Origin of the sequence: Grimontia celer, from assembly GCF_900055185.1 — a bacterium.
Classification (GTDB): Bacteria; Pseudomonadota; Gammaproteobacteria; order Enterobacterales; family Vibrionaceae; genus Enterovibrio; species Enterovibrio celer.
In genome coordinates this window covers 1604021-1627760 of the sequence record NZ_FIZX01000002.1, presented here as the reverse complement: position 1 = coordinate 1627760, position 23740 = coordinate 1604021, and the positions used below count along the sequence as shown (strand labels likewise).

Annotated in this window: 22 protein-coding genes; 6 read left to right on the top strand and 16 right to left on the bottom strand. The window is 47.7% G+C overall.

Annotation, left to right across the window (positions count from 1 at the left end; translation table 11 throughout):
- Position 1: 1 nt before the first annotated feature.
- The 3 genes from GCE9029_RS17540 to GCE9029_RS17530 are packed head-to-tail and all read right to left on the bottom strand — an operon-like array spanning position 2 to position 2821.
- A complete protein-coding gene (locus tag GCE9029_RS17540) occupies positions 2-952 on the bottom strand; it encodes an iron chelate uptake ABC transporter family permease subunit (protein WP_062665198.1) in 951 nt (316 codons plus the stop codon).
- Positions 945-1880, bottom strand: a complete 936-nt coding sequence (locus tag GCE9029_RS17535) for an ABC transporter permease (RefSeq protein WP_002538339.1) — start codon at positions 1878-1880, stop codon at positions 945-947. Before GCE9029_RS17535 ends, GCE9029_RS17540 begins: the two co-directional genes overlap by 8 nt.
- Positions 1881-1909: 29 nt before the next feature.
- On the bottom strand, positions 1910-2821 hold the full coding sequence (locus GCE9029_RS17530; RefSeq protein ID WP_062665197.1) for a siderophore ABC transporter substrate-binding protein: 912 nt from the start codon (positions 2819-2821) through the stop codon (positions 1910-1912).
- Positions 2822-3239: 418 nt separating this feature from the next.
- Between GCE9029_RS17530 and GCE9029_RS17520 the strand changes: the two genes are divergently transcribed.
- Positions 3240-3623, top strand: coding sequence for a DUF805 domain-containing protein (locus tag GCE9029_RS17520; RefSeq protein ID WP_062665194.1), 384 nt, complete (start codon positions 3240-3242; stop codon positions 3621-3623).
- A gap of 10 nt (positions 3624-3633) precedes the next feature.
- Here GCE9029_RS17520 and GCE9029_RS17515 read toward each other — a convergent pair whose 3' ends face one another.
- Complete coding sequence (locus GCE9029_RS17515; RefSeq protein WP_062665782.1) at positions 3634-4740, bottom strand: flavin monoamine oxidase family protein; 1107 nt, start codon at positions 4738-4740, stop codon at positions 3634-3636.
- A gap of 16 nt (positions 4741-4756) precedes the next feature.
- Positions 4757-5431, bottom strand: coding sequence for an SDR family NAD(P)-dependent oxidoreductase (locus GCE9029_RS17510; protein ID WP_062665193.1), 675 nt, complete (start codon positions 5429-5431; stop codon positions 4757-4759).
- A 675-nt stretch (positions 5432-6106) separates the two neighbouring features.
- Between GCE9029_RS17510 and GCE9029_RS17505 the strand changes: the two genes are divergently transcribed.
- Positions 6107-7063 carry a LysR substrate-binding domain-containing protein gene (locus GCE9029_RS17505; protein WP_062665188.1) on the top strand — a complete coding sequence of 319 codons (957 nt, stop codon included), beginning with the start codon at positions 6107-6109 and terminating at the stop codon, positions 7061-7063.
- 63 nt (positions 7064-7126) lie between these two features.
- On the opposite strand, the gene GCE9029_RS17500 is transcribed toward GCE9029_RS17505, so the two are convergent.
- The 6 genes from GCE9029_RS17500 to GCE9029_RS17475 all read right to left on the bottom strand — a co-directional run bounded on the left by GCE9029_RS17500 (position 7127) and on the right by GCE9029_RS17475 (position 13852).
- Positions 7127-7906 carry an MBL fold metallo-hydrolase gene (locus GCE9029_RS17500; RefSeq protein WP_062665183.1) on the bottom strand — a complete coding sequence of 260 codons (780 nt, stop codon included), beginning with the start codon at positions 7904-7906 and terminating at the stop codon, positions 7127-7129.
- A gap of 12 nt (positions 7907-7918) precedes the next feature.
- Positions 7919-8560 carry a glutathione S-transferase family protein gene (locus tag GCE9029_RS17495; RefSeq protein ID WP_062665177.1) on the bottom strand — a complete coding sequence of 214 codons (642 nt, stop codon included), beginning with the start codon at positions 8558-8560 and terminating at the stop codon, positions 7919-7921.
- A 60-nt stretch (positions 8561-8620) separates the two neighbouring features.
- The gene (locus tag GCE9029_RS17490) at positions 8621-9319 is read right to left on the bottom strand and encodes a cupin domain-containing protein (RefSeq protein WP_062665176.1); all 699 of its coding nucleotides are present in this window, start codon (positions 9317-9319) and stop codon (positions 8621-8623) included.
- A gap of 225 nt (positions 9320-9544) precedes the next feature.
- The gene (gene tkt, locus GCE9029_RS17485) at positions 9545-11539 is read right to left on the bottom strand and encodes a transketolase (RefSeq protein WP_062665175.1); all 1995 of its coding nucleotides are present in this window, start codon (positions 11537-11539) and stop codon (positions 9545-9547) included.
- A gap of 109 nt (positions 11540-11648) precedes the next feature.
- Positions 11649-12599 carry a transaldolase gene (tal, locus tag GCE9029_RS17480; protein WP_062665173.1) on the bottom strand — a complete coding sequence of 317 codons (951 nt, stop codon included), beginning with the start codon at positions 12597-12599 and terminating at the stop codon, positions 11649-11651.
- A gap of 257 nt (positions 12600-12856) precedes the next feature.
- Positions 12857-13852, bottom strand: a complete 996-nt coding sequence (locus GCE9029_RS17475; protein WP_062665780.1) for a sugar-binding transcriptional regulator — start codon at positions 13850-13852, stop codon at positions 12857-12859.
- A 326-nt stretch (positions 13853-14178) separates the two neighbouring features.
- On the opposite strand from GCE9029_RS17475, the gene GCE9029_RS17470 reads away from it, so the two are divergent.
- Complete coding sequence (locus tag GCE9029_RS17470; RefSeq protein ID WP_062665171.1) at positions 14179-16749, top strand: EAL domain-containing protein; 2571 nt, start codon at positions 14179-14181, stop codon at positions 16747-16749.
- Between the two features lie 12 nt (positions 16750-16761).
- Here GCE9029_RS17470 and GCE9029_RS17465 read toward each other — a convergent pair whose 3' ends face one another.
- Positions 16762-17889 (bottom strand): anhydro-N-acetylmuramic acid kinase, encoded by a 1128-nt coding sequence (locus GCE9029_RS17465; protein WP_082804373.1) that lies wholly within the window; start codon positions 17887-17889, stop codon positions 16762-16764.
- A 121-nt stretch (positions 17890-18010) separates the two neighbouring features.
- Between GCE9029_RS17465 and nagZ the strand changes: the two genes are divergently transcribed.
- On the top strand, positions 18011-19030 hold the full coding sequence (gene nagZ / locus GCE9029_RS17460; RefSeq protein ID WP_062665166.1) for a beta-N-acetylhexosaminidase: 1020 nt from the start codon (positions 18011-18013) through the stop codon (positions 19028-19030).
- Positions 19031-19206: 176 nt separating this feature from the next.
- On the opposite strand, the gene GCE9029_RS17455 is transcribed toward nagZ, so the two are convergent.
- Complete coding sequence (locus tag GCE9029_RS17455) at positions 19207-19518, bottom strand: ArsR/SmtB family transcription factor (RefSeq protein WP_062665164.1); 312 nt, start codon at positions 19516-19518, stop codon at positions 19207-19209.
- A 107-nt stretch (positions 19519-19625) separates the two neighbouring features.
- Here GCE9029_RS17455 and GCE9029_RS17450 point away from each other — a divergent pair, with 107 nt between their 5' ends.
- Positions 19626-20534, top strand: coding sequence for a permease (locus tag GCE9029_RS17450; RefSeq protein ID WP_062665778.1), 909 nt, complete (start codon positions 19626-19628; stop codon positions 20532-20534).
- A 58-nt stretch (positions 20535-20592) separates the two neighbouring features.
- Here the strand turns inward: GCE9029_RS17450 and GCE9029_RS26555 are convergent, their stop codons facing one another.
- Positions 20593-20754, bottom strand: a complete 162-nt coding sequence (locus tag GCE9029_RS26555; protein WP_197475377.1) for a hypothetical protein — start codon at positions 20752-20754, stop codon at positions 20593-20595.
- Between the two features lie 655 nt (positions 20755-21409).
- Between GCE9029_RS26555 and GCE9029_RS17445 the strand changes: the two genes are divergently transcribed.
- Positions 21410-21739 carry a MaoP family protein gene (locus GCE9029_RS17445; RefSeq protein WP_062665162.1) on the top strand — a complete coding sequence of 110 codons (330 nt, stop codon included), beginning with the start codon at positions 21410-21412 and terminating at the stop codon, positions 21737-21739.
- A gap of 107 nt (positions 21740-21846) precedes the next feature.
- Here the strand turns inward: GCE9029_RS17445 and GCE9029_RS17440 are convergent, their stop codons facing one another.
- Both GCE9029_RS17440 and GCE9029_RS17435 read right to left on the bottom strand, forming a co-directional pair.
- Positions 21847-23310, bottom strand: a complete 1464-nt coding sequence (locus GCE9029_RS17440) for a hypothetical protein (RefSeq protein ID WP_062665161.1) — start codon at positions 23308-23310, stop codon at positions 21847-21849.
- 90 nt (positions 23311-23400) lie between these two features.
- Entirely contained in the window at positions 23401-23571 is a 171-nt protein-coding gene (locus GCE9029_RS17435; protein ID WP_062665160.1) for a XapX domain-containing protein, read from the bottom strand.
- Positions 23572-23740 lie beyond the last annotated feature (169 nt).

Sequence of the window (23740 nt, the reverse complement as noted above, 5' to 3'; positions counted from 1 at the left end):
GTTAAACAACTCGGTTCTTCAGCAGCATCCAGAGGAAGTAGAGTCCTCCAGCGAAATTCACGACAACACTTAGCGTGGTATCAAACTTAAACAGGTTTTCTACCACCCATTGGCCGACCAACAAGGTGCAAATGGACATCAACGAACATCCCACCAGTAAAACGCGGTGCTCATAGGAGCGAAACAGTTCTCGGGTCAGGTTCGTGACCAAAAGGCCAAAGAACATGACAGGGCCAATCAATGCGGTCGACATGGCGATGAGGACAGCGGAGAGAATTAGCGCTTTACGTGTAGTTTTCTGCACATCAACACCCAGACTGATGGCGTTGTCCTTATCCAGCCAGAACACATCTAATGTCCGGTGCATGCGGTAGAGCAGGAAGCTGGCTATCAGCAAAAGTGGCAAGCACAAATACACCAACTCAATCTTGATATTGTTAAAGCTCGCAAACATCTTGCTTTGCACCACCAGAAACTCGTTCGGGTCCATTAGCATGGTGAAAAACGAGGCGGTGCTTGAAAATACCTGTCCGAGGATTAGGCCAATCAAGAGCAACACAATCAGGTTGCGGCCGTCCTTGCCAAAGTAGAAGCCAAACAACAGCAGCGAGAACCCCACCATGACGGTCACGGCAATGGCGAAGTTAATGTAGGTGTTGATCAGGAAAAAGCTGAAGCCACCAAACACAGCAACCAGCAGTGTCTGTGTCAACACATACAGGGAATCAAACCCCATGATGCTTGGTGTGAGAATCCGGTTGTGGGTGATGGTCTGGAATACCAACGACGACTGGGCAACCGCAATGCCAGCCAGCACCATTGCGAGCACTTTCGGGACACGACGAGACAGGAAATACCCATAGTTGGTGGCCGTGAGTCCAATGCAGATAAACAGGGCGGCAAAGACAAGGGCCGTAATAGCCATTGCCCACATTTTCTTTGTATCAGACATTTTTTGGCCCTTTGGTAATGAGATAGATAAAGGCCAATCCACCCAAAATACTCACCAGCATTGAAACGGGTATTTCGTACGGGAAGATGATTAAGCGGCTGACAATGTCGCAGGCAAGCACCAAAAGCGCGCCGACAATCGCCACGCGGGAAATGTTCTTGCGAAGGTTGTCGCCATAGAAAATGCTGACAAGGTTAGGCACCAACAAACCAATAAAGGGTAGGGCGCCCACAATCATCACAACACTCGCCGACAGAATGGAAACCAGCATTACGCCAATCACTAACACCTGTCTGTAACTCAGTCCAAGACCAACCGCAAAATCACGTCCCATGCCGACAGCGGAAATCCGCGCGGCGTAGGCATAGGTGAAGGCTGCAATCGGCAGTGCGATATAGAGAAGCTCATAATCACCTTTCAAAATGCTGGCAAAGTTGGCGACTGTCCAACTGCTTAGCATCTGCAGGGCATCATACTTATATGCGAGGAACGTGGCGCATGAGCTGATGATACTGCCGTAGATAATGCCAATCAGCGGTACAAATACAGCATTACGAAATTGGATGCGTTGGATTAGGGTAACAAACAACAAGGTGCCAAAAATGGAAACGGAAAAAATCAGCCAGAGTTGATTACCATTGCCGAAAAACACAAGGCTAAGCATATAGCCGAGCATGGCACATTCAATGGTGCCTGTAGTGGAAGGCGCAGCAAACCGGTTTTGGCTGATTTGCTGCATCACCAGACCTGCAATGCTTAAGCCTGCACCTGCGAGCACGATGGACAGCAAACGGGGAAGGCGGCTGGTGAAGAGAAGTTCGAGCGCTTGGCTATCTCCTGCCAACAAAAGGGCAGGAGACAACTCGCTGACACCGACAAATAGGGATGCCAGACTCAGCAAGCCCAGAAGAAACAACAACTTTAACAAGGTATACCTCAGTTTCTTAGGGCTGTCGCTTATAGATCAACGCTATTTTTGATGTCAGAAATCATTTGCTCAGTCGCAGTGATGCCGGACATAGACAGATACCAGGCGTTCAAATCCAGATAGGTCATCTTGTTGTTCTTGTAAGCTTGGGTTGCTTTGATCAGATCGTTATCAAACTGCTCACGGGTTTCACTTTCAGCAGGGTTGATCAGGGTATCACGGTCAATCACCAGCAATGTTTTTGGGTCAGACTCGCGAATAAATTCAAACGAGATCATATCGCCGTGGTTTGATGCTTTGATGCCTTTTACAGACTCGTTAAAACCAAAGTCTGTGTAGATGGCAGAGAAACGGGAGTCAGCACCAAAAGAAGACAGTTTGCCGCCAGCACTCATGATTGTCAGGGCATCGACAACATTTGTCTGGTTGTAGTTGTTAATGGCTTTGAACTCTTTATCCATGGCTGCGATTTTTTCTTCAACCAATGCTTCTTTGCCAAAGACTTTGCCCAGATTGCGCCATTGCTCCTGAGTGGCTTTCCAGTAGCCTTTTGAGTTGTCCGCGGCGAAGACCACTGTTGGGGCAATTTTAGAGAGTTCGTCGTAGCTGGTGGAGCTACGTGGGCCCACTATGATGATGTCTGGGTTCTGGTTATAGATTTCTTCGAAATTCGGTTCAAACAGGCTACCGACATTGGCGTACTTGTCGTCTTTGTATTTTTCCAGGTAAGCAGGGACTTGAGGCAGCGTTTTGGATACCGCAACAGGATTAATACCCAACGCGTTGACAGCATCTAGAGAGCCCAAACCAATGACGACGACGCGATCAGGCACACCGTGAACTTCGGTTTGTCCCATGCGGTGTTCTATTACAACCGAGTCTGACGCCATAGCAGAAGTGGCGGCCAAAGAAAGCAATGCGGCGTGGATGAAAGTTTTCATTTACTTCTCCTTTTCATAAATGAAAATGGTTATCAAAATCGTTCGCAATATACATTTGAGCTTGCGCTTATTCAACTGGATATCTTGAAAAGGCGCGTTTTGAGGATTCAAAGCTTTGAAAGTTGCGACGACGATGGTTGTTTGGAGGTAGTGAGTAATGACGAACTGAGGCTCGCTGGCGCTTGAATTTGAAGGGTTTCATTAAAGTTTGTGACTTTTTAGAGCTGAGAAATACGCCTCAAAAATGACAATGCCAGCGTAAATGAAAGCCAAAACGGTCGTTTTGTGTAGTGAGTTCACCTACAAAGGTCAGGCTTTTGGTAGTTTAAACCCGCGTTTTAATCAGTGGCGCTAAATACCCCGAGCCAAGGCCATACAAAACAAAAATAACGTGGCCTGCAGTAGTAAGGATACGAGAATGAAATGGCTGTTTGTTGCGTTTTTGAATTACGCAAAGTTTTCAGGCAGGGCAAGACGGCGGGAATACTGGGGCTTTTTCCTCATTCAAAACATAGTACTGGCTCTTTGCATCTGGATAGATATTGCCGAAGTGGGATTGAACAATTTCCAGGTGACAGATTTACATGCCGCACCTTTGTGGTTTGCCATTACATTGCTTCCTGCAATCGGTGTGACTGTCCGTCGATTGCATGATATCAACAAATCCGGCTGGTGGTGGATGATTAACATCATTCCTGTTGTAGGGCCTTTGGTTTTTCTGGTCTTCACTTTGCTGCGTGGCACCAAAGGAACCAATCGTTACGGTTGCGATCCCAAAGGCATTTTCAGCAATAGTTTTTGAAGATACCCCTTTAGCAATGCTGAAGGGATGTTTCCATCAAGGCTTCGACGGCCCTTTCAGCCGCGTCTAACGCGCCTTCCAGATATCCGCCATAAGCGCGGGAGGATTCTGTCCCCGCAAAGAAAACGTTTGGGTGGTTTTCATCTTGCTGGCTAAAGCCATACAGCCCATGCATTGTCGCCATGTCATCATTGGTAGCCGTGTACTTCTCCTGAAACCAATCGATATACTGAATGGAAACGGGATTTTCAGCATCAGACCCAAACATTCTGACAAGTTGTTGCTGAATGAGTTTTTTCAATGTCTCATCGCCTGCGGTTTTCCGCGCTGCGGCGTTAATGCCCATAAAGCCCATGATTGCTCCATATTCGGGCTGACCATTTAACTCTGGCGAAGCGTCATGGATTTCCACTAAAGGTCCTACATTGCTCGAAGCTGAACCCGAAAAACCATTGTCGCGCCAGAAAGGTTTGTCATAGATAAATACAGCTTTGGCATGTGCCGCCATCCAGGTCTCCGTGCCGTCAAAAGTATTCAGCAGATCAGGGTTCAATGACGGGGTAAAACTCACAGTGCGTGCAATCAATCTCAGCGGCATAGCAAAAATAATGTTTTGTGTCTGCAGCGTCTTAGTCTCCCCCGACTTCGTATAGCTCAGGGTGTAAGTGCCATTGTTCAAAGAAACTTCCGTTAGCTTGCTGCCCGTAATTCGTTTTTCCGCTTGAAGCTTTTCCAGTAAGCCATCGACCATCGCTTGCATACCGCCTTCAAGGCGAAAGGTGTCAGGCATAATGTCATACCCAACATTTATCGCTTGCGGCGGCGCCCCCCGGGCTTTTTCGACAAGATAATGACCTTCACCATGTTGCTTATAACTTGGAATACCAAGGGCTTCGGCCAATGCGGAAATTCGTGGGTTGATGTTCGGCCAGAACCAGGATGGGCCGAGATCGACTCTGGCTGTCTGTGCATCCGGTGACGCAGAGACTATTCGTCCTCCAAAACGATCCCGTGCTTCTAACAACAGGTAATCCTGATTTTGTTGCTCTAGCAAATAGGCAGCATAAAGTCCGCTTAGTCCGCCGCCGACGATGACGGTTTGAGTATGCTCGTTCATCATCATGTCTCCTTGTTCAAAACAGCTCGTTATATGGGCGAATATCTATTTCCTGAGTCCATGCGCTGGCAGACTGTTTGGTCAGGCTAAGATACGCACTGGCGGCTTCGTTTGGATCGATGGCGTTCTCGTGCTGAAGGGCTGGGAAGCGATCGCGACTTTTCGGTGACCACAAAATTCCATCAACAATCACGTGGGCGACGTGGATGCGCTGTGGCTGGAATTCTCTTGCGAGCGATTGAGTGAGACCGCGTAAGGCAAATTTTGCAGATGAGAACGCGCTGAAGTTCTTGTTGCCGCGGATACCTGCTGTTGCACCCGTTACCAGCAAGGTGCCACCGCCTTGCTTTATCATCATTGGAATCACTGCCTGTGAGATATTGAAAACGCTCATCACGGACCTACGCCAAGTTTCTTCAAACCTTGCTGGTGTTGTTGAAAGGAAGCGCTCAATAGTCAGCATAGCGGTGTTGCAAATCACGACATCCGGTGTGCCATGAAGGGCACTGATCTGAGCAAACGCGCGATTAACTTCATTTCTATCTGTTGTGTCTGCAAGGAACATCCCACCTGAACGGCTGATGGTGACAACGTGGTAACCATCGTTCTTGAAAGTGTTTTTGAGTGCTTCTCCCAGACCCTCACCGTAGCCAGCGATCACCGCCAGGGGTTTTGCAGCTGATGTCGTCATTGCAACCTCCATGATTAACGTACTGATTCTGAATGCTAACGCGTTCACGGCTCGGGTCGAGGCATGTTTGATTGGGAGGCGGAGAAGTTTTTCTTTGTCGCCAAAAGAAAGCACTAAAAATGTTGCTGTGTCTTAGTTTGTCATCTGAGCACTAAAGAATACGCCTTCAGGAGAATTATTAGCGCCTATTAGGTTTGGATTAATTTCATATTGGCTTTAAGTGATGATTTTTATATTTCCACCTTATCTTTTTCAAGAAAGTTAGCATGATAAAAGTACTAGATGATCGTTCACTATAAAGCAGTGATTTTGCCTTTTTAAATACGTGTAAGTTAGTAAGTTATTAAATAATAGTGACTAATTTTCATTCCTTTGATGTTTTTTGGCTTTTTAGTCTTATATAATCTGATTGCTTTGAGCTATTGCTAATATAATGGTGTTTGTATCTCTTCTATAATCTGATATTTTTAATTGAATGTTAATTATATTAAATTTTACTTCGTAATGATTAATTTTTGTCCGGTTTCTCCTACATAATTAGGTGTTGTTAATATAACAGAATGAATAATCCAAGTGTGCATCTATATTTAAAAAAGGCCCTAAGGTTGTTTGTGTATATCTGTTATCGGGATGACCAGCTCAGATCAGAGAAATTGTACAAATACAAAAGGTTGGATGATGGATTCACCAAAGAAACGTTTTTATAAAAAGAAAGGGAACAGGATTGCCCATCTTAATGGGATAAGAGCGTTTGAAGCGGCAGCAAGGCACCATAGCTTTGCTGGTGCTGCGCAAGAGCTTAGTGTAACACCTGCAGCTGTTGGTCAGCAGGTTAGACAATTGGAAGATTGGCTTGATATCCGACTCTTCGACAGGGCGACATCAGGTTCCTCGAGACTGACCTTAACAGAAGATGCCCTTCGCGCGTTTCCCGATATTCATCGTGGCTTTGAACTGATTGGCCGGGGCCTGAACAGCTTGTTTGATGAGCATGAAGAAAATGCTATCACTGTTTCAGCAAGCCCCTCTATCGCATCCAAATGGCTGCTTTCAAGAGTAAATACTTTTCAGTTGGAGCATGAGGATTGTGATATTCAGGTTGAGACTGACGTTGCGTTGGTCGATTACGCTGAGCGGAATATTGATATTGGTGTGCGTTATGGGTTGGGGCAATGGGAAGGATTGTGTGCACAGCATTTGATGTTTGAAGATATCTTCCCCGTCTGTTCACCTGAGTTTGCTCAGAAGTATGGCTTGACTGAAAAACCGCCTGAGGGTTTGCAAGGCATACCTCTGCTGCATGATTATTCTGTTCCCGCGAGCAACGGGTATCCGTCATGGCAAGAATGGTCAGACAATGTCGATGTGCCCCTTCCTGGAAAGTTGCATGGGCTTAAAATAAACGATTTTTCCAGTGTTATCGAACTCGCTCGCCGGGGTAGTGGACTGGCTCTTGGACGGAGCCGGTTAATCGAGGATGAGTTGAGGTCCGGGGAGCTTGTTTGCCCGTTTACCCCGGAAAAATATCAGTTCCGCTCGCGATTTTGCTACTTTTTGGTGTGGAAAAACGAAGCATCGGAAGAGGAAAGGATCAGCGTGTTCCGTGACTGGTTGCTGTCGACAGTAAGCTAGAGGTGACAGGATCTAAATTTCAGAGAAAGAAGACTGGATATCTTATCCAGTCTTCTTTTATCTTCAGGCTTTAGGTAGTTTGAATGTCAGGTTGAAAGGCACCGCTATGTCTAGCAACTTCGGTGCTTTTAGCGAGCCATCACGCTGGTTTCTGGCGAAGACATATTCATCGATGGTTGTGCTTTGACGCAACATGACGTTTCTACGTTTTTGCCAATCCAATTTCACACACATAGTTGGCGATGCACCCATAGGTGGGTAATCGTGGCAAAGGTAAACATTTGTGGTGCTAGGGAGTGCATACAGCTTTTGAACCGAGCGATAGAGCTCTTCTGCACTACCACCAGGGAAATCAACTCTGGATGTTCCTTTGTCTGGCGCAAAAAGCGTGTCTCCCACGAATACGTTATCAGCGATTTTATATGTGACACATGCTGGCGTGTGGCCCGGTGTTTCAATAACTTCAATGATTTTTGAGCCGAAGTGAAGTTTTGAGTTGCCGTTCACTAAAAAATCAAACGTGGCGAGTTTGCTAAGCCCGAATTTACTCTTCCACTGTGAGAAAACATCTTTGATTCTCTGACTGATCACCGTCTTCGCTCCGGTAGATTCGCGCACATAGTGTGATGCTGATAAGTGGTCAGCATGGATATGTGTGTCTAGCACGAAACGAAGCTCAAGGCCTTTTCGCCTGATGTATTCGAGAATATTGTCGATATGGCTATGCGAAATATCGCCGTCTTTGTAGTCCAAAACCGGGTCGATAATCAGTGCTAAACCACTGTCGGAGACAACATAGGTCAGGGAGCCGGTCTCAGTGTGGAAGAAAGGCTGCACTTTCATGGCGCATCTCCTTTAGCTTGCAGAAAAACAAGGCCGCTCCGACATAGTTTGTCTCCAACCAATTAGGTTGGTGAGCTCCGCCGGAATATCGATGCCAGCAAATTCTGCAAATGCCAGACCGTAGAATAACGTGATATCAGCCATCGAGAAGGTATCTGCAGCCACGTACAAGTTGTGCTCCAGGTGTTGGTTGAAGTACGAAAAACCGGCTAGTGCACGTTGCTTCTGATGATTGCCCCACTCACTGCACTGATAAGTTTCGAGTGCTGGACCCAGACCTTTTGTGGCATGGTGGAAATAGGTGCCGACTGCATCCATCACCATAGCTTCGGCACGGCGTTGCATCATGTGAATCATGCCACGCTCAAGTGGGGTTGTACCTGTGAGAGATGGCCCATCAAAAAAGGCATCAATGTACTCGGTAATAGCGGTAGATTCTGAAAGGTATTCACCTTCCAGCGTACGCAATACAGGTACCGTTCCCAATGGGTTTATGGCGTAAAACGCTTCAGTTCGATGCTCAAGGTTCATCACATCAACCTCGATAAACTCTACCTGACTCAAAGATCCTTTTTCAGCCAACGCTGCCCGAACACGTGCAGGGTTGGGGAAGCCCGTAGTTTCATATAACGCGATTTTGCTTTCCGAAGACATGACTTTTCCTTATCCGGTTTTTCCGGCTGTTGTTTTTTATGAATATGTTGAGCAGAAGGGTTAAACGCGTACTTCGCCTGCACCAATTTTTCTGTAAATCATCGCGCCGCTATTGGTAGCGATCGTGACAGGCGTGTTTGCGGGGAAGCGCATCCAAGAGTGATGTTCATACTGAGTACCATTGATGGTTGCACTACCAGAGAGAACAAAGTATTCAACGACCTTGTCGAAGGTTTCTTCTGTGGATTGATAACCCGCTTTTAGCTGATTTAACGAGGTTTCTTCGAGGTCTGAATCCCAGAGAGACAGCGTTTTGTGGAGCTCAGACACTGATGTCCAATCAGCTTCGTTGGTGTTGAGGTAGAAGTAGTCCGGTTCGGTCGAAGGCACTTGAGAAAGTTTCACGAAGATCTCACAACCTTCTTTGGTAAAAGGGGCGTGAGTTGAACCAACCGGATTGCGTACATACCAGCCTTTGGTGAAGTCACCATTTTGGTCAGAGAATGTACCCTCCAGCACAACGTATTCTTCACCACCTGGGTGGCTGTGTGGTTTGAACGAGCTTCCTGGTGCATAGCGAACACAAGAGGTAGCACGTCGGGCAATTTCATCACCACGACGTTCAAACATCATGCGTTTTACGCCCACCATAGGGGTGTCTGAGAAAGGCAGCGAACCGCCTTTTATTGAGATTGGGGCCGAAAGGTCAACATTCCATTCAATGTATTCCTGACTGGCTGTTTTGGTGTCCGTTGTCATGCTGTCACTCCTTGTTCGTGATTTTTTGTCAGTCTAAGGAGGCGATACGAAAGGGACGAGGCACAAAAATTTGTAGGGTGGGAAAGTTTTGTTTTTTCAGGGGCGCCTAAAGCATGGTATCAGATTGAAAGTAATGAATAATTTCAGTTTGCTCTTAAGCGTTCATAAAAGAAATAGACAATAAAAAACCCGCCAAATGGCGGGTTTTCAGTATTGAGTGGGTGCTTACGCCAGCAGTTCTTTTGCCGTCTCAACCACGTTTTCAGTGGTGAAGCCGAACATCTTGAACAGCTCACCCGCCGGTGCAGATTCACCGAAGGTGTGCATGCCGATGATACGACCGTCAAAGCCCACGTACTTGTACCAGAAGTCCGCAATGCCCGCTTCGATAGCCACACGTGCTGTCACGTCTGATGGCAGCACCGCTTCACGGTAAGCCGCATCTTGCTTGTCGAACACGTCAGTCGATGGGATAGAGACCACGCGAACTGCTTTGCCTTCTGAAGACAGCTGTGCTGCTGCTTCAACTGCCAGTTCAACTTCTGAACCAGTCGCAATCAGGATAAGTTCAGGTTTGCCAGCACAATCTTTCAGGATGTAACCACCCTTGGCGATGTTTGCCACTTGCTCGGCGTCACGCTCTTGTTGAGCGAGGTTTTGACGCGAGAAAATCAGCGAGCTTGGACCGTCTTTACGCTCAATCGCCAGTTTCCACGCAACCGCAGACTCTACCTGATCACATGGACGCCATGTGCTCATGTTTGGTGTCAGGCGCAGAGACGCGATTTGTTCAACCGGCTGGTGCGTTGGGCCATCTTCACCCAGACCGATGGAGTCGTGGGTGTAAACCTGAATGTTCTGCACTTTCATCAGTGCCGCCATACGCATCGCGTTACGCGCGTATTCCATAAACATCAGGAAGGTCGCGCCGTATGGGACGAAACCACCGTGCAGGGCGATACCGTTGATGATCGCGGTCATACCGAACTCACGCACACCGTAGTGGATGTAGTTGCCGGAAGCATCTTCACCGGTCAGGGCTTTTGAGCCAGACCACATGGTCAGGTTAGATGGTGCCAGGTCAGCTGAGCCACCCATGAATTCAGGCAGCATCGCACCGAACGCTTCCAGCGCGTTTTGAGACGCTTTACGTGACGCAATGTTTGCTGGGTTCGCTTGCAGGTCGGCGATGATTTGGTTGGCTTTTTCTTCCCACTCAGCAGGCAAGTCGCCGTTTACACGGCGTTTGAACTCTGCCGCCAGCTCTGGGTGTGCAGCTTCGTACGCAGCCAGTTTTTCGTTCCAAGCCGCTTCTTTTGCTGCGCCAGCTTCTTTTGCGTCCCACTGACCGTAGACGTCAGCCGGGATTTCAAATGCAGGGTGTTCCCAACCCAAGAACTCACGTGCCGCTTTGATTTCGTCAGCGCCCAGTGGTGCGCCGTGACAATCGTGAGAGCCTGCTTTGTTTGGTGAGCCGAAACCGATGATGGTTTTGGTACAAATCAGGGTAGGACGACCAGTTTCTGCTTTCGCAGCTTCAATCGCTGCGTTAATCGCATCAGCGTCGTGGCCATCTACTGCTGGGATAACCTGCCAGCCGTAAGCTTCGAAACGCTTAGGTGTGTCGTCAGTGAACCATCCTTCAACGTGACCGTCGATAGAGATGCCGTTGTCATCCCAGAACGCGATCAGCTTGCCCAGACCCAGCGTACCTGCCAGCGAACATGCTTCATGAGAGATACCTTCCATCAGACAGCCGTCACCCAGGAACGCATAAGTGTTGTGGTCAACGATGTCGTGGCCTTCACGGTTGAACTGAGCAGCCAGTGCTCTTTCTGCAATCGCCATACCGACAGCGTTGGTGATACCTTGACCCAGAGGACCAGTAGTCGTTTCTACACCTGGCGCGTAGCCGTACTCAGGGTGGCCTGGAGTTTTAGAATGCAGTTGACGGAAGTTTTTCAGATCGTCGATAGACAGATCGTAACCGGTCAGGTGCAGCAGAGAGTAGATCAGCATAGAGCCGTGACCGTTTGACAGCACGAAGCGGTCGCGGTCTGCCCACTCAGGGTTTTGTGGGTTGTGGTTCAAGTGGTCACGCCACAGGACTTCGGCGATATCTGCCATGCCCATAGGGGCGCCTGGGTGACCAGAGTTAGCTTGTTGTACACCGTCCATGCTGAGGGCACGGATCGCATTGGCAAGGGTTTTACGTTCCATCTTGGGCTTACCTTGTTGAATTAGATTTATCTGACCGGGTTTCAGAACCGGATCATATATGAAATAAGAGAGCGGCAATAGCCGCTCTGAGTAATTCTGTTTTTCTGGATTACAGCATGTTACGAATCATGACTTCCAGCTTACCTTGGTCAACCGCGAAGTTGCGGATACCTTCGGCTAGCTTTTCGACGGCCATCGCGTCCATGTTGTGTTCCCAAAGGAACTCAGCATGCGTCATTGCGGCTGGGCGCTCTTTCACTTCCACGTCGTCGTTCAGCTTCTGCACCACTTCACCTTCTGCATCAGACAGTTCTTGGAGCAGTTGAGGGCTGATGGTCAGGCGGTCACAGCCTGCCAGTTCCAGAATTTCGCCGGTGTTACGGAAGCTTGCGCCCATAACAACAGTCTCGTAGCCGTGTTCTTTGTAGTAGTTGTAGATGCCGGAAACAGACAGTACACCTGGGTCTTCTGCTGCTTCGAAATCACGGCCTTCTTTCGCTTTGTACCAGTCCATGATGCGGCCAACGAAAGGAGAAATCAGGTAAACACCTGCTTCAGCACATGCGCGAGCTTGGGCAAATGAGAACAGCAGAGTCAGGTTACAGTTGATGCCTTCTTTTTCCAGCACTTCTGCAGCACGGATACCTTCCCAGGTAGACGCCAGTTTGATCAGAATGCGGTCGTTGCTGATACCCGCTTCGTTGTACATGCTGATCAGCTTACGTGCTTTCGCAACGCTACCTTCGAAATCATAAGAAAGGCGTGCATCTACTTCAGTAGAGATGCGACCAGGAATCACTTTCAGGATTTCTTTACCGATGTTGACGGCCAAACGGTCGCCCGCATCAGCCAGTTGTTGATCAACGTCTTCGCTTTTCGCTTTTGCGTAAGCAATCGCTTCTTCAATTAGCGGAGCATATTGCGGGATTTCAGCAGCTTTCAGGATCAGAGAAGGGTTTGTTGTCGCGTCTTGCGGCTGGTATTTGGCGATCGCATCGATATCACCCGTGTCAGCAACCACGGTTGTGAGCTTGCGTAATTGTTCCAATTTAGTGCTCATCTTTTAAACCTTTTGTTGTATCTAATAGGGGGCTCAGAAGTGCCTCAATTGGCCATTCAATGCATCGGGGTAGAAGTTGAATGAACAAATGCAACACACCTGAGCAAATGATTGGGTCATATTTGTGTTTTTGTGCGACAAAGTCAACGCTCAGATTTGATAAACCTCACCGGGATCTCACAGAAACGTTTGCGTATAACAAGATCTGTTGGAATCCTGTTGGTTCATTGACCAGCAGGGCGTTTAGCGGTTCAAAATCAACCTTCGTTGTCGACCATATTCAGCAGCGCCATGGCGCAGCTTGCACTGGTTGCCAAAACGTCAATCGTGCCTGTTTTCAATGCACCGAGAATAGACAAAGCCTTGCGGCTTTCACTAGCCATAGCAATGACATTTGGAATCAGTCTCAAGTCACGCATTTCAAGTCCGACAACGCGATCACGCATTAGTGTGTTGGCGCGACTGCCGTCGAGCTTGAAGAAATCAAATCCACCAATATCACCGACAATACCATCATTCACACGTGCTTCAACGAATTCACGCGCTGAGAAGCAGCCGAGCTTTACCATATGGCTGTTTTCATCCATGTCACCAATACCCACTAAAGCGAATTCCGCCTTACGCGCTTGGTTGAGTGTTTCGTTGATATTGGGGTGGTTTAGGAATACATCGCGGATTTGCGGCGTATCGACATAGGCTGGTGCATACAGGGTTTCGCTGCTGCCACCGAACTTCTTGGCTAGGCGGCGGCAGATGTGGTCTGCATTGATAATATCGCCACTACGGTGTGTACCGCCGATGGCACAAACAAATCGGGCGTTTCGATGAGAGACGATACCTGGGTGGTCTGCAACGGCTGCGACGTTTTGACCCTGACCGACGGCAACAACCATGCCCTCTTGCAAGTTACCATCAATAAAGGAAGAAACCAGCGTTGCTACTTGGTTGCGCTGCTCTTGAACACTGGGTTGGTCCAGGGCGATTAATGCGCGTTTCAGACTGAACTTTTCCATCAGCCTTTGTTCCAGTTGGGCACTGTGTACCGGGTGGAACTTGACGGAAATTTCTACAATACCTTCTTCACGCGCACGACGAAGTAGACGGCTGACTTTGGCTCGGCTGATGCCGAACTTTTTGGAAATCTCTTCCTGCGTTGTGTTTTGCTGATAGTAAAGAATAGCAATCTCAGTGAGGAGGTTGGTGTCATCAAGCAGGCTTTCGAAGTTGCTGCTTAACGTGCGTGTCGTGGTCATGACTCTATCCTGCGGCAGGTAATCAGCCTCAGAGTCTACGAAGTTTTCACTGCGTGAACAAATGTTCATGTGCCATTCATATGCTCGAGGTCACATTTGAATGTGATCTATCCGTAATGTCCGCAATATTTCGGGTTTTTCATGTGGTGATGTTTGAAAAAGTAGTCATCCGTATCTAGATTGAAACATGTCATTGTAGGAATTTTCAGCAGCTCCGGATGATAAGAAGAGCTGCGTCATGGTTGGCATATGACTAGGTATCCTAATGCTCTTGCTTTCCCGAATTTTTCACTTCAGTTCAAGGCTCAATTTGGTCGGGAGAATGAATGAAATTTCAGCCTTTAATCCCTAACCGCACGTTGTGGATTGCGGCGACGTTTTTTATCGTCATTCTTTGTACGCTGGCGGGCACTCGATTCGCCGGACTCTTCCCTACGCTGTCATCTTCCCCCGAAAATGTCGAAGTTAACTACGGCTACTTTATCGACAGCACAAACAGCCACATTCTCCGCTATGTTCGCGAGTCGGCGATTTTTCGTCACATTGATGACCCGGTGGAGGTTCCTTGGGAGCTTGGAAATAAATCCTATTGGATAAAGCTCGAAGTACAAAACCTCGAGTCTGAACACCGTCATCTGTCACTCTATTTCGACACACCCATGATTGATAGATTGAATATTTACCAGTTTGACGACAAGGGCCATGAGGTGAAACGGTGGCGGTTGGGTGACAGCCTTGAGCGCGGTTACATGGTAGGTGATATGCCGCCAGCGGTTCATTTTATGATGGATGGTTTTGAGCGCTATGAGCTTTACCTGCATGTTTATTCCGAAGGCTTCCCGGCCATGCCAATCTGGCTGTTAGATCAGCACGAATATCATACGCTGACGCAACTGCTGCATGCGATTTGGGGAGGTTTCACTGCCATCATGCTGGCTGTGGCGGTATATACCTTCGCTGTGTATGTGTCACTGCGTGAACGGGTTTATGTCGTGTATACGGGTTATGTGGTTACCAGCATGATATTGCTGGGTGCTGTCCACGGTTTCGGCATCTATCTATTCCCGTCAGCGATTCAGATTTTCTTTAGTAATAACACTGTGGGATTAACCTTTGCGCTGTTTATCCTGTCATTGTTGTTCGCCCACCTATACCTCCGTGTTCACAAGGTGCAGAGCTTGCTACGCCAAGTGGTGAACTATGCCTTGATGGTGCTCATGGGGTTAATGATCATTTCGATGGTGATCCCAGAGCATATTGCTGCGACCTTCCTGATCGCCATTCAACCTGTCTTTTATACCCTGATTGGGGTTTTGGTCTGGCGTCGCTGGACAGTGGCGCAGAAGTGGAGCCCGATGTTCACCCTCTCCTGGTTGCCGCTGGTCGTTGCGGGTGTGTTCCCGCCATTGCTGGTGACTGGCCATGTCGAATACACCTTGGCAGCACGTTACGCGTTCATGATGGGGAATGTGATGACTGTGATGCTGATGGCATTAGCTCTTGCCGAGCGATTCCGACAGCAACGAGAAGAGTCTGTTTATCAGCTGACTCATGACATGCTTTCGTCATCGCCCAATGTCAATGTCCTGACGCTCGTGGTGGACCAGCTGGTTGATAAAAACCGCGAATTTACGTTGTGCTGCTTCCAGATAGATCGCTTTAATTCGCTGGCACCCTATATGTCAGTGGATCAGAAGCAGCACTTTGTGAGTGAGGTGTGTGAACGCCTGCACATTGCGCTCGACAGTGATGCTGTAAAGGTGCTTGAAGGTGGCTACCATCGCAAACACCGCATCGCCTGCATAAAGGAAGGTTTGTTTGGTTTCGTGGTGATGTCGACAAACCAAGAGAAAATCAAGCTTCTGCTGGCAAGTGCACTTGATGAAGTCGACCACTATGTGGAACTCAGTGAATTGAGTATTCGCACGCAAGGCACCATTGGTACCAGTGAGTTCCCGAAAGATGGCAGTACAACCGATGTCTTGCTGCGCAAGTCTATGCAGGCAGTGGCGGAAACTTCTACCGCTGAAAAGCGCTTTAACGCATATGACTCACTTAACAGCTTCAATCGGACAATGAACATGTCTTTGGTTTCCGATCTGAAAAGGGCGATTGAGAGCGACGAGCTGGATTTGTATCACCAGCCTCAGATTGACCTGCGTACTGGCTCAATTCATGGCTCTGAGGTTTTGCTGCGTTGGGACCATCCTAAATTCGGTCAGGTTTCCCCTGAAGTGTTCGTGAAGCTGGCAGAGGAAGTCGGCCTAATCAATGACCTGACGCTCTGGGTAATTAAACGCGCTTTCTACCAACAGAGCAAACTGATAGAGCTTGGCTTTAGCCGTCGTTTATCGATAAACGTAAGTGCTTCAGACATCGCGATTCCTAATCTGGTGGACAAAATCGCGGATGTTGCGGAGCAATACCATGTACCCACAGGCACGCTTTCGCTAGAGCTGACAGAATCGACCATGGTGTCGGATTATGAAAGGCTGCATCAGGTGATTGATCGCCTGTCTCAATACGATATTGAAGTATCAATTGACGACTACGGTACAGGTTATTCTTCGCTGACTTACCTTTCACAACTGCCGTTTACCGAGCTTAAGATCGACCGAAGCTTTATCAATTCACTGACAAACAGCCCAAGAAAGCAGAACATCGTCCGAGCAACTACCGAAATGGCAAAATCACTTGGCTTGATGGTGGTGGCAGAGGGGGTAGAAGATCTGGAAACGGCGTCTGTGCTCAAGCGATATGGTGTCGATATTGCTCAGGGCTACCACTACTCTCGTCCACTCAGCTTTAGCCAGTATCTGCTTTACTTGAAGCGCACCAGTCATCAGATGCCAGTAGCGCTGAAACGTCCGAACCGTTTTGGCACTCAATCAGGCTAGGGTCAAAGGACTTTAATCGGGATAGTAAATAGCTCCCAGTCGACAAGAACGGCTGGCGCCAGTGACATCCGGCAGGTTCCCAGGCTTTCCTTCCAGCGCTTGATGTGCCAGCCAGGCAAAGGCTAACGCTTCTAACGAATCACCATTTACGCCTTTCTCATCTGTCGCCATCACCTGCCAATTGGGCAGAGCAGTTTTTAGCGCAGCCATTAATGCTTGATTCCGCGCACCACCACCGCATACCAGAAGCTCACCTTGTCCAAAGCGTAGAACATCATTTGCGATAGATTGCACGGTGAACGCGAGCAGGGTTGCTTGCACATCTTCAGGGTTCACTGGCTTGTTGAAAACGTTTAGTTGAGCTTCTAGCCACCCGCGATGGAACAACTCACGACCGGTGCTTTTGGGGGCAGGTTGAGCAAAATATCCATCACTCAGCATCTGGTTCAGTAGCGCTTGATTGACTGTACCGATTGATGCCCATGCGCCGTCTTTGTCATAGGGTTTGCCTTTGTGTTCACTTATCCAACTGTCCATCAGCATATTCCCCGGGCCCGTGTCATAACCGACGATGGATTGGTTGGGGGTGAGTACTGAAATGTTGGCGATGCCACCAATGTTCAGCACTACCTTGGTAGAGGCATCTGTGCCGAAAAGGAATTGATGAAAGGCAGGAACAAGCGGTGCACCTTGGCCACCAAGCGCCATGTCTTTGCGGCGGAAATCAGCAACCGTTGTAATGCCTGTCAGCGCTGCAATGATGTTGGCATCGCCAAGCTGCATGGTAAAAGGCATTGGTCCAGTAGGTTTATGGAAGACAGTCTGACCATGGCAGCCAATAGCAGTAATATCGTGTGCTTTTAGGTCGTTTTCGGCTAAAAAACGATTCACAGTTTCCGCGTATGTTTTACCGAGGAAGTGATCGATGGTGCCGAATTCTTCCAATGTAACAGGCGCGCCTTGGCTTAAGGCTATCAGCTTCTCTTTCAGTGTTTCTGGAAATGGATATTCAGCCTGATGATGCAGGGTAACGCTTTGGTCTGAAAAAGAGGCGGCGACCATATCAATGCCGTCCAGACTGGTGCCTGACATTATGCCGATGTACATGATTTGTTCGCCTCTCTTCTTTTTAGACTTCAGTTGCTAAGTTTCTCATAGGATTGCAATTCCCAGCACCAAATTTTGGTATCAGGCTTTCTAGAGTGTGCGTGTCAGCGTAATATGTTGCCAGCTTAAAATGAAATTCAAACAGGAGTGACCCATGGGCCCATTGTGGCTTGATCTTGAAGGGTGTGAGCTGGACGCTGAAGAGCGCGAATTGCTGGAACACCCAAGTGTAGGTGGCTTAATTCTTTTCGCTCGCAATTACCACGATAGTCGCCAGCTGGCAGCGCTGACAGAGTCCGTTCGTAAAGCGGCTAAACGTCCAATTTTGATTGGTGTTGATCAGGAAGGTGGTCGTGTTCAGCGATTCCGAGAGCATTTCACTATCATTCCGCCTGCGCAGTCTTACGCGCAAATGGAAGACGGCCTGACATTGGCGCAAGAAGCGGGTTGGCTAATGGCCGCTGAGTTGATGGCGCATGACATCGATCTGAGTTTTGCTCCTGTGCTGGACCGGGGTTTTGATTGTAAGGCTATCGGCAGCCGCGCATTTGGCGATGACAATGATACCGTTATCCGCTACTCAACGGCATTTATGGCTGGCATGAAAGAAGCTGGTATGGCAACAACAGGGAAGCACTTCCCAGGCCATGGTGCTGTGATTGCAGATTCACACTTCGAAAGCCCGAAAGATGAGCGTGACGATCTTTTCGAGCAGGACATGGCAATATTCACTGCGCAAATTGAAGCCGGTGTACTGGATGCCATGATGCCGGCACATGTTATCTATCCACACTATGATGATTTACCAGCGAGTGGTTCACCGTTCTGGCTCAAAAAAGTCTTGCGAGAGCAGCTTGGTTTCCAAGGGATTGTGTTCTCAGACGATCTGAGCATGGAAGGTGCGACAGTCATGGGTGGTCCGGCAGAGCGTTGTCAGCAAGCGCTGGCAGCAGGCTGCGATATGTTGCTCTTGTGCAACAACCGCCAATCATCAATTGAAGCACTCGACAACTTGCCAATTATTGAAGTGCCTCAAGCAGCGTCACTGGCGAAGAAGCATCAATTTACGGTTCGAGACCTGCAGAGCGCAGAGAAGTGGCGAGACGTGAAAAAGCGTGTGGAGCAACGCCACGTCGAGTGGCAGGAAAAGCAAAGCCAACCATACCAATCGTAGTAAATATCTGCTCATCCTAGCTTGTTAAAATGCTCGATAACTGCGTTGGAGAATTTGACTGTAGAATAACTACTTATCGAAATTTTCCGCCTTGTTCTCGAGTATTTTTCCTGCGCTATTTCTGAGCACCTACTTACTGTGATTGGTATCAGAAGCAGGGCAATTGCCCTGCTTTTTTATCCGTTTGAAGCTTCTTCGGCGGATTCATCTGCACAACATTCTTCCCGAAGAAACGCCAACACACCTTCTAATTGTTCATATCTGGGCAGGCAATAAAGGGTGCGGCCTTCACGACGTTGTTCAATCAGATCGGCTGACATAAGGCTAGACAAATGATGGGAAAGGGTTGAACCAGGAATGTCCAATTCCTCCTGAACTAAACCCACTGCGATACCGGCATGCCCACCTTTGACTAACCTTTTGAATATCGCTAACCGAGTAGGATGTCCCAGTTCTTTCAATGCTTTAGCAACGGCTTCGAGTTCCATAGCGTTTCCCGTACAAAAATAATATTTCGATAATAACAGAAATATCTTGCAGAGGAGAGCGTGAATCTCTATATTTCGAATATTCTAGAAATATAGAGATTTTAATGATGACAATGGAGACCATTCAATCAACCCTGGGCATGTTCGCCTTTCTGGCCGTGGAAATCACCATACTGTTCTTGGTGATCAGTTATCTAGTGGGTGTATTGCAGCAATATATCCCGCCGGAAAAAATCCGCAGCATGCTGAGTAGCCAAAACGGTAAAGGCTATGTGATGGCAGCTTTTCTCGGTGCAATCACACCATTTTGTTCTTGCTCGACGATTCCTTTTCTTAAAGGTCTGATTCGTGCACAGGCAGGATTTGGCACCATGATGGTGTTCCTGTTTGCAAGCCCGTTACTCAACCCAATGATCATTGGCCTTTTTGCAGTGACCTTCGGTTTAGAGGTGACGGCGTACTATTTTGCTTCTGCTCTGGTGATTTCAGTGGCATCAGGTTATTTACTGGAAAAATTGGGATTCGAGAAGTATCTGAAGCCTTCTACCTATGAAGAGCCGGAAAAAAGCTGCTGTGGCTCTACCTGTGGCACGAAAAAGGTAGAAGAGAACAAGTGGATGAAGATTTGGCGCGGAGTGTGGAAAGACTTTAAAACGGCGATGCCTTACATTTTCATCGGCGTTGGTGTGGGCTCTTTGATTTACGGTGCAATGCCTGCGGAATGGATTGCTTCTATCGCGGGTGAGGATAATCCATTTGCTATACCTTTGGCGGCAGTGATTGGTATTCCGCTTTACATCCGCGCTGAGGCAGTGATTTTGCTGAGTGCGCCGCTACTGGCTAAGGGCATGGGCATAGGAACCGTAATGGCGCTGGTTATTGGTAGTGCTGGCGCAAGTATTACTGAAGTCATCATGCTCAAATCCATGTTCCGCAACCAGATGATTCTGGCATTCCTAGCGGTGGTTCTTGGCATGGCAGTACTAACGGGCTACACCTACCAAATGTTTTTCTGATGGTACGTTAACACTTGAGATATCAAAGCCAGCGCGAAGACGCTGGCTTTTTTTTTCATCAATCGAACGGGTAATCCTCATGAGATGAGCGGCTCGGTTTTGCCTTACGGCGCGCCTTCTTGTCGCGTTGAGGTCGATCGTCAAATTCGTCATTGAATTTGGAATTAAACTTCTCTTTACGGTTTGTGTCGTTTTTCAGCCACTGTTCCCACTTGGCCATTGTATTTACCCTGTTCGTTTAACAATACTTCGGAATAGTTTTTTGTAGAATAAAAGGATGTTGATTATTTCGCTAACCCTTTGTCTCATCAAATATAGCCGAAGTTATGTGACTAATTGATGAAAGTTCCTTGGCATAACGATGACACCAATTCCTCCCAAGCATAAGTCCAGCGATACGATTAAATAAAACGAAAAAATTCACTGTTTTTGATTAATGTTTTCGATTGTTACGAAAAGAATCTCATCAGTAAGTAAAGATTGAATGGAAAGGGAAGTCTTTGTTTCTATCGTTGTGAGCTGAAAGCGCTACAGGCCAGTAAAATTGTGAGGTTTGGCTCATAAATAGAGTCGAGGAAAGGTGTTGGCTAAGCGGAGCCTTCTAGGCTGTCTTAGATGGAATTTTGTCAATTTTTGACGTTTTTCACATTGTTACAAAGGCTTACTTTCTATTGTCTCGACCTGGGAAAACTTCTCAGATAAGTTACCTGCAGAATTCATCATGAATTTGTCGTTAATTGCTCGACAGAATTCAAAATCACCGCTATAAACCGGATTGAGAATTAAATTTCTTAATCGTCAGATCAACAATATTTTGCTTTACACCTTAATGGTTTAATGAAGAATATTGCGCAAATTTGTTAAGGAGCTAAATAATGTTTAGTGGTCAAAAGTTTTTTGATGACAAGCATTTTCCAAAAGGTTTTGCTCGATCAGGCTATTTCACCATCAAAGAAGCACAACTTTTGGAAACTAGTGGGCGTACCATGAAAGCACTGTTCGAAGGTGCAATGGTTCCACAAGATGAAGAGCAGCAGAAATTTGTTGATGAAGTGAATGGCCGTCGTGCAGCTGAATCATCATATGCTCTTTGCTGGTTGAAATACCTGAAAGAAATCAACCACAAGCATGTCGTTTACAACTTGTGCTCTACTTCCCGTGGCGGCGTAAGTGAAGACTACTCAGAAGCTGAAGCTGACGAGTAATCTGGTTTTGCATTCAATGAAAAAAGCGAGCTATAGGCTCGCTTTTTTGTTTTCTTGCGGTGATAAAGGCGTAAATAGAGCCGAATAAATCTATCGCACCCTAACGATTAAGCCAGTAAATTCGCCAAAGTGTAAGGATGACGGGCTAGCCCCAAAGCCTGTGCTGGCGTAACACCTTCGCTGTTTTGATGGCAAAGGTTATTCCACGCCCGGAAAATGTCGAGCAGTGGTAGTAAGCCACCGGGACGCAGTCTACGCCTTGGTTCGTCTATCAGGGAACGGAAATGCAGGTGGAAGCGATCTTGATAATCTTCCAATGCAGTTGTTGTCGCTTGCTGCAGCCATTCTGCTTCACTACCGCTTTCTTTCCCTAAATGGCAAATTGCTTTTGCTGCTTGGCCTTTTTGAGTAAATGCCCAGCGATCCCGCCACCAACTCAACAACATGATATCGATGCTGCCGGCGCTGTCATGCTCTAGCCATTGCGCGTTTTGCACGACATATATAGGGTGGCACTGTTTTTCCTGCAGTCGGTCTTTGAACACACTGATTATGGCGGAACGAAGCAAAGGCTCTTGAGGTAAGTAAACCTTGAGATCTCCCCAGCCCTCCGTCAGTTCTTTCAATCGAAGATACTGCGCATATGCCGCGTATTGTGGGCGGATCAGGCAGCCTTTCGACGGATAATCGACGTGGATTGGACGTGTGTAAAGGTCTTCAACATTACTGCGCGACAAAACTTCTTTGTATTTTTCGTTCACTTGATTGAGCAACCCTTCTGGGTTCGATTCAAATGAGTCAGTAAAGTGATTGAAGTTGTCCGGCATCAGTCTGGCATTTTCTGCATATACATCTTCAATGTCTTCCGGCTTTTCTTCGTCGGATGAGTAATTGATGTTTTGCAGCAATACATAACCATGTTCCGCATCACCCGTCGTTAGCCACATCACGCCGTTGTCGCTTCGCGGTTGCAGTGTTGTCAGAGCCGAAGCTAGCGGATTTTCTTTTGCCAGTTGCAGGAATCGCGCATCGACGCTGGCCAGTTTGTTTCGGCAGCGAGCGGCAATTTGCTCCAAGTGATCATAAAAGGTCTTTGGGTTGATATGCAGTTTTCTGCAAATCTCACGAACCGGGTGGCCTGTAAAAAGCAAACCCAATAGACGCTGTTGAATGTCCAGTTTCGGGTTGGCATTGGACCATTTGTCTACGAACGTCGCCTGACAGTGTTTGCAGCGGTAGCGCTGACGCTCACCGCTGTAGCCAAACGCATGATAATGCTCGCGGTGTGTGAGCACGGGCTTATCAAAGGCTTCGCAGCCCTCAGTATTGCACGCGGCGAGATTGCCTGAGTCTTGCTGTTTCAGGCGACTCAGTTCTTCAATCACACCCTGGTTGTTAAGGAGAGGAGGAAAGGCACCACACTCTCGGCACACCAAGCCGGGACGAGATGGATCCGAATCTTGAAGTAAATAATACTTCTCATCACTCAATCCAAAGTTTCGACACGCCAATGTTTTACAGAAGTTGAGTTGCAATCCATCTGCCGCCGGCGGTAGCTTCCCTGTCGACACCAGTCCTCCTCGAATTCTCTACGTCGTTAAAAAAAAAAATTCCAGCGCTCAAACTACGGCGCTTAATGGGGTAAACGAATAGGGGCGATACTAAGAAAAGAATCGCGTGACCATTGTCTGATAAGCCATGCCGCCGAGGTAAATCCCAACGATACCCATGATCCCGGAGATCACCGGTGGCGCAGGAAGCGGTAACTTCACGGCACTAAAGAAAAAGCCAACGATCGCACCAGCAAAAACTGCTAATAAAACTTCACTCATCAATGTATCCCTCTGTGTTTGCATTTAAAAACAGCAATATTTTTTAATTTATGTGTCATTACTGTTAATGTTTCGGGCTCCAGTCTAAGGAACCTGCAACACCCTTCAGCAGATCGGGATCACATTCACCGCGTTTCTATTTCAGTTTTTGCTTATTGATTACTTATTT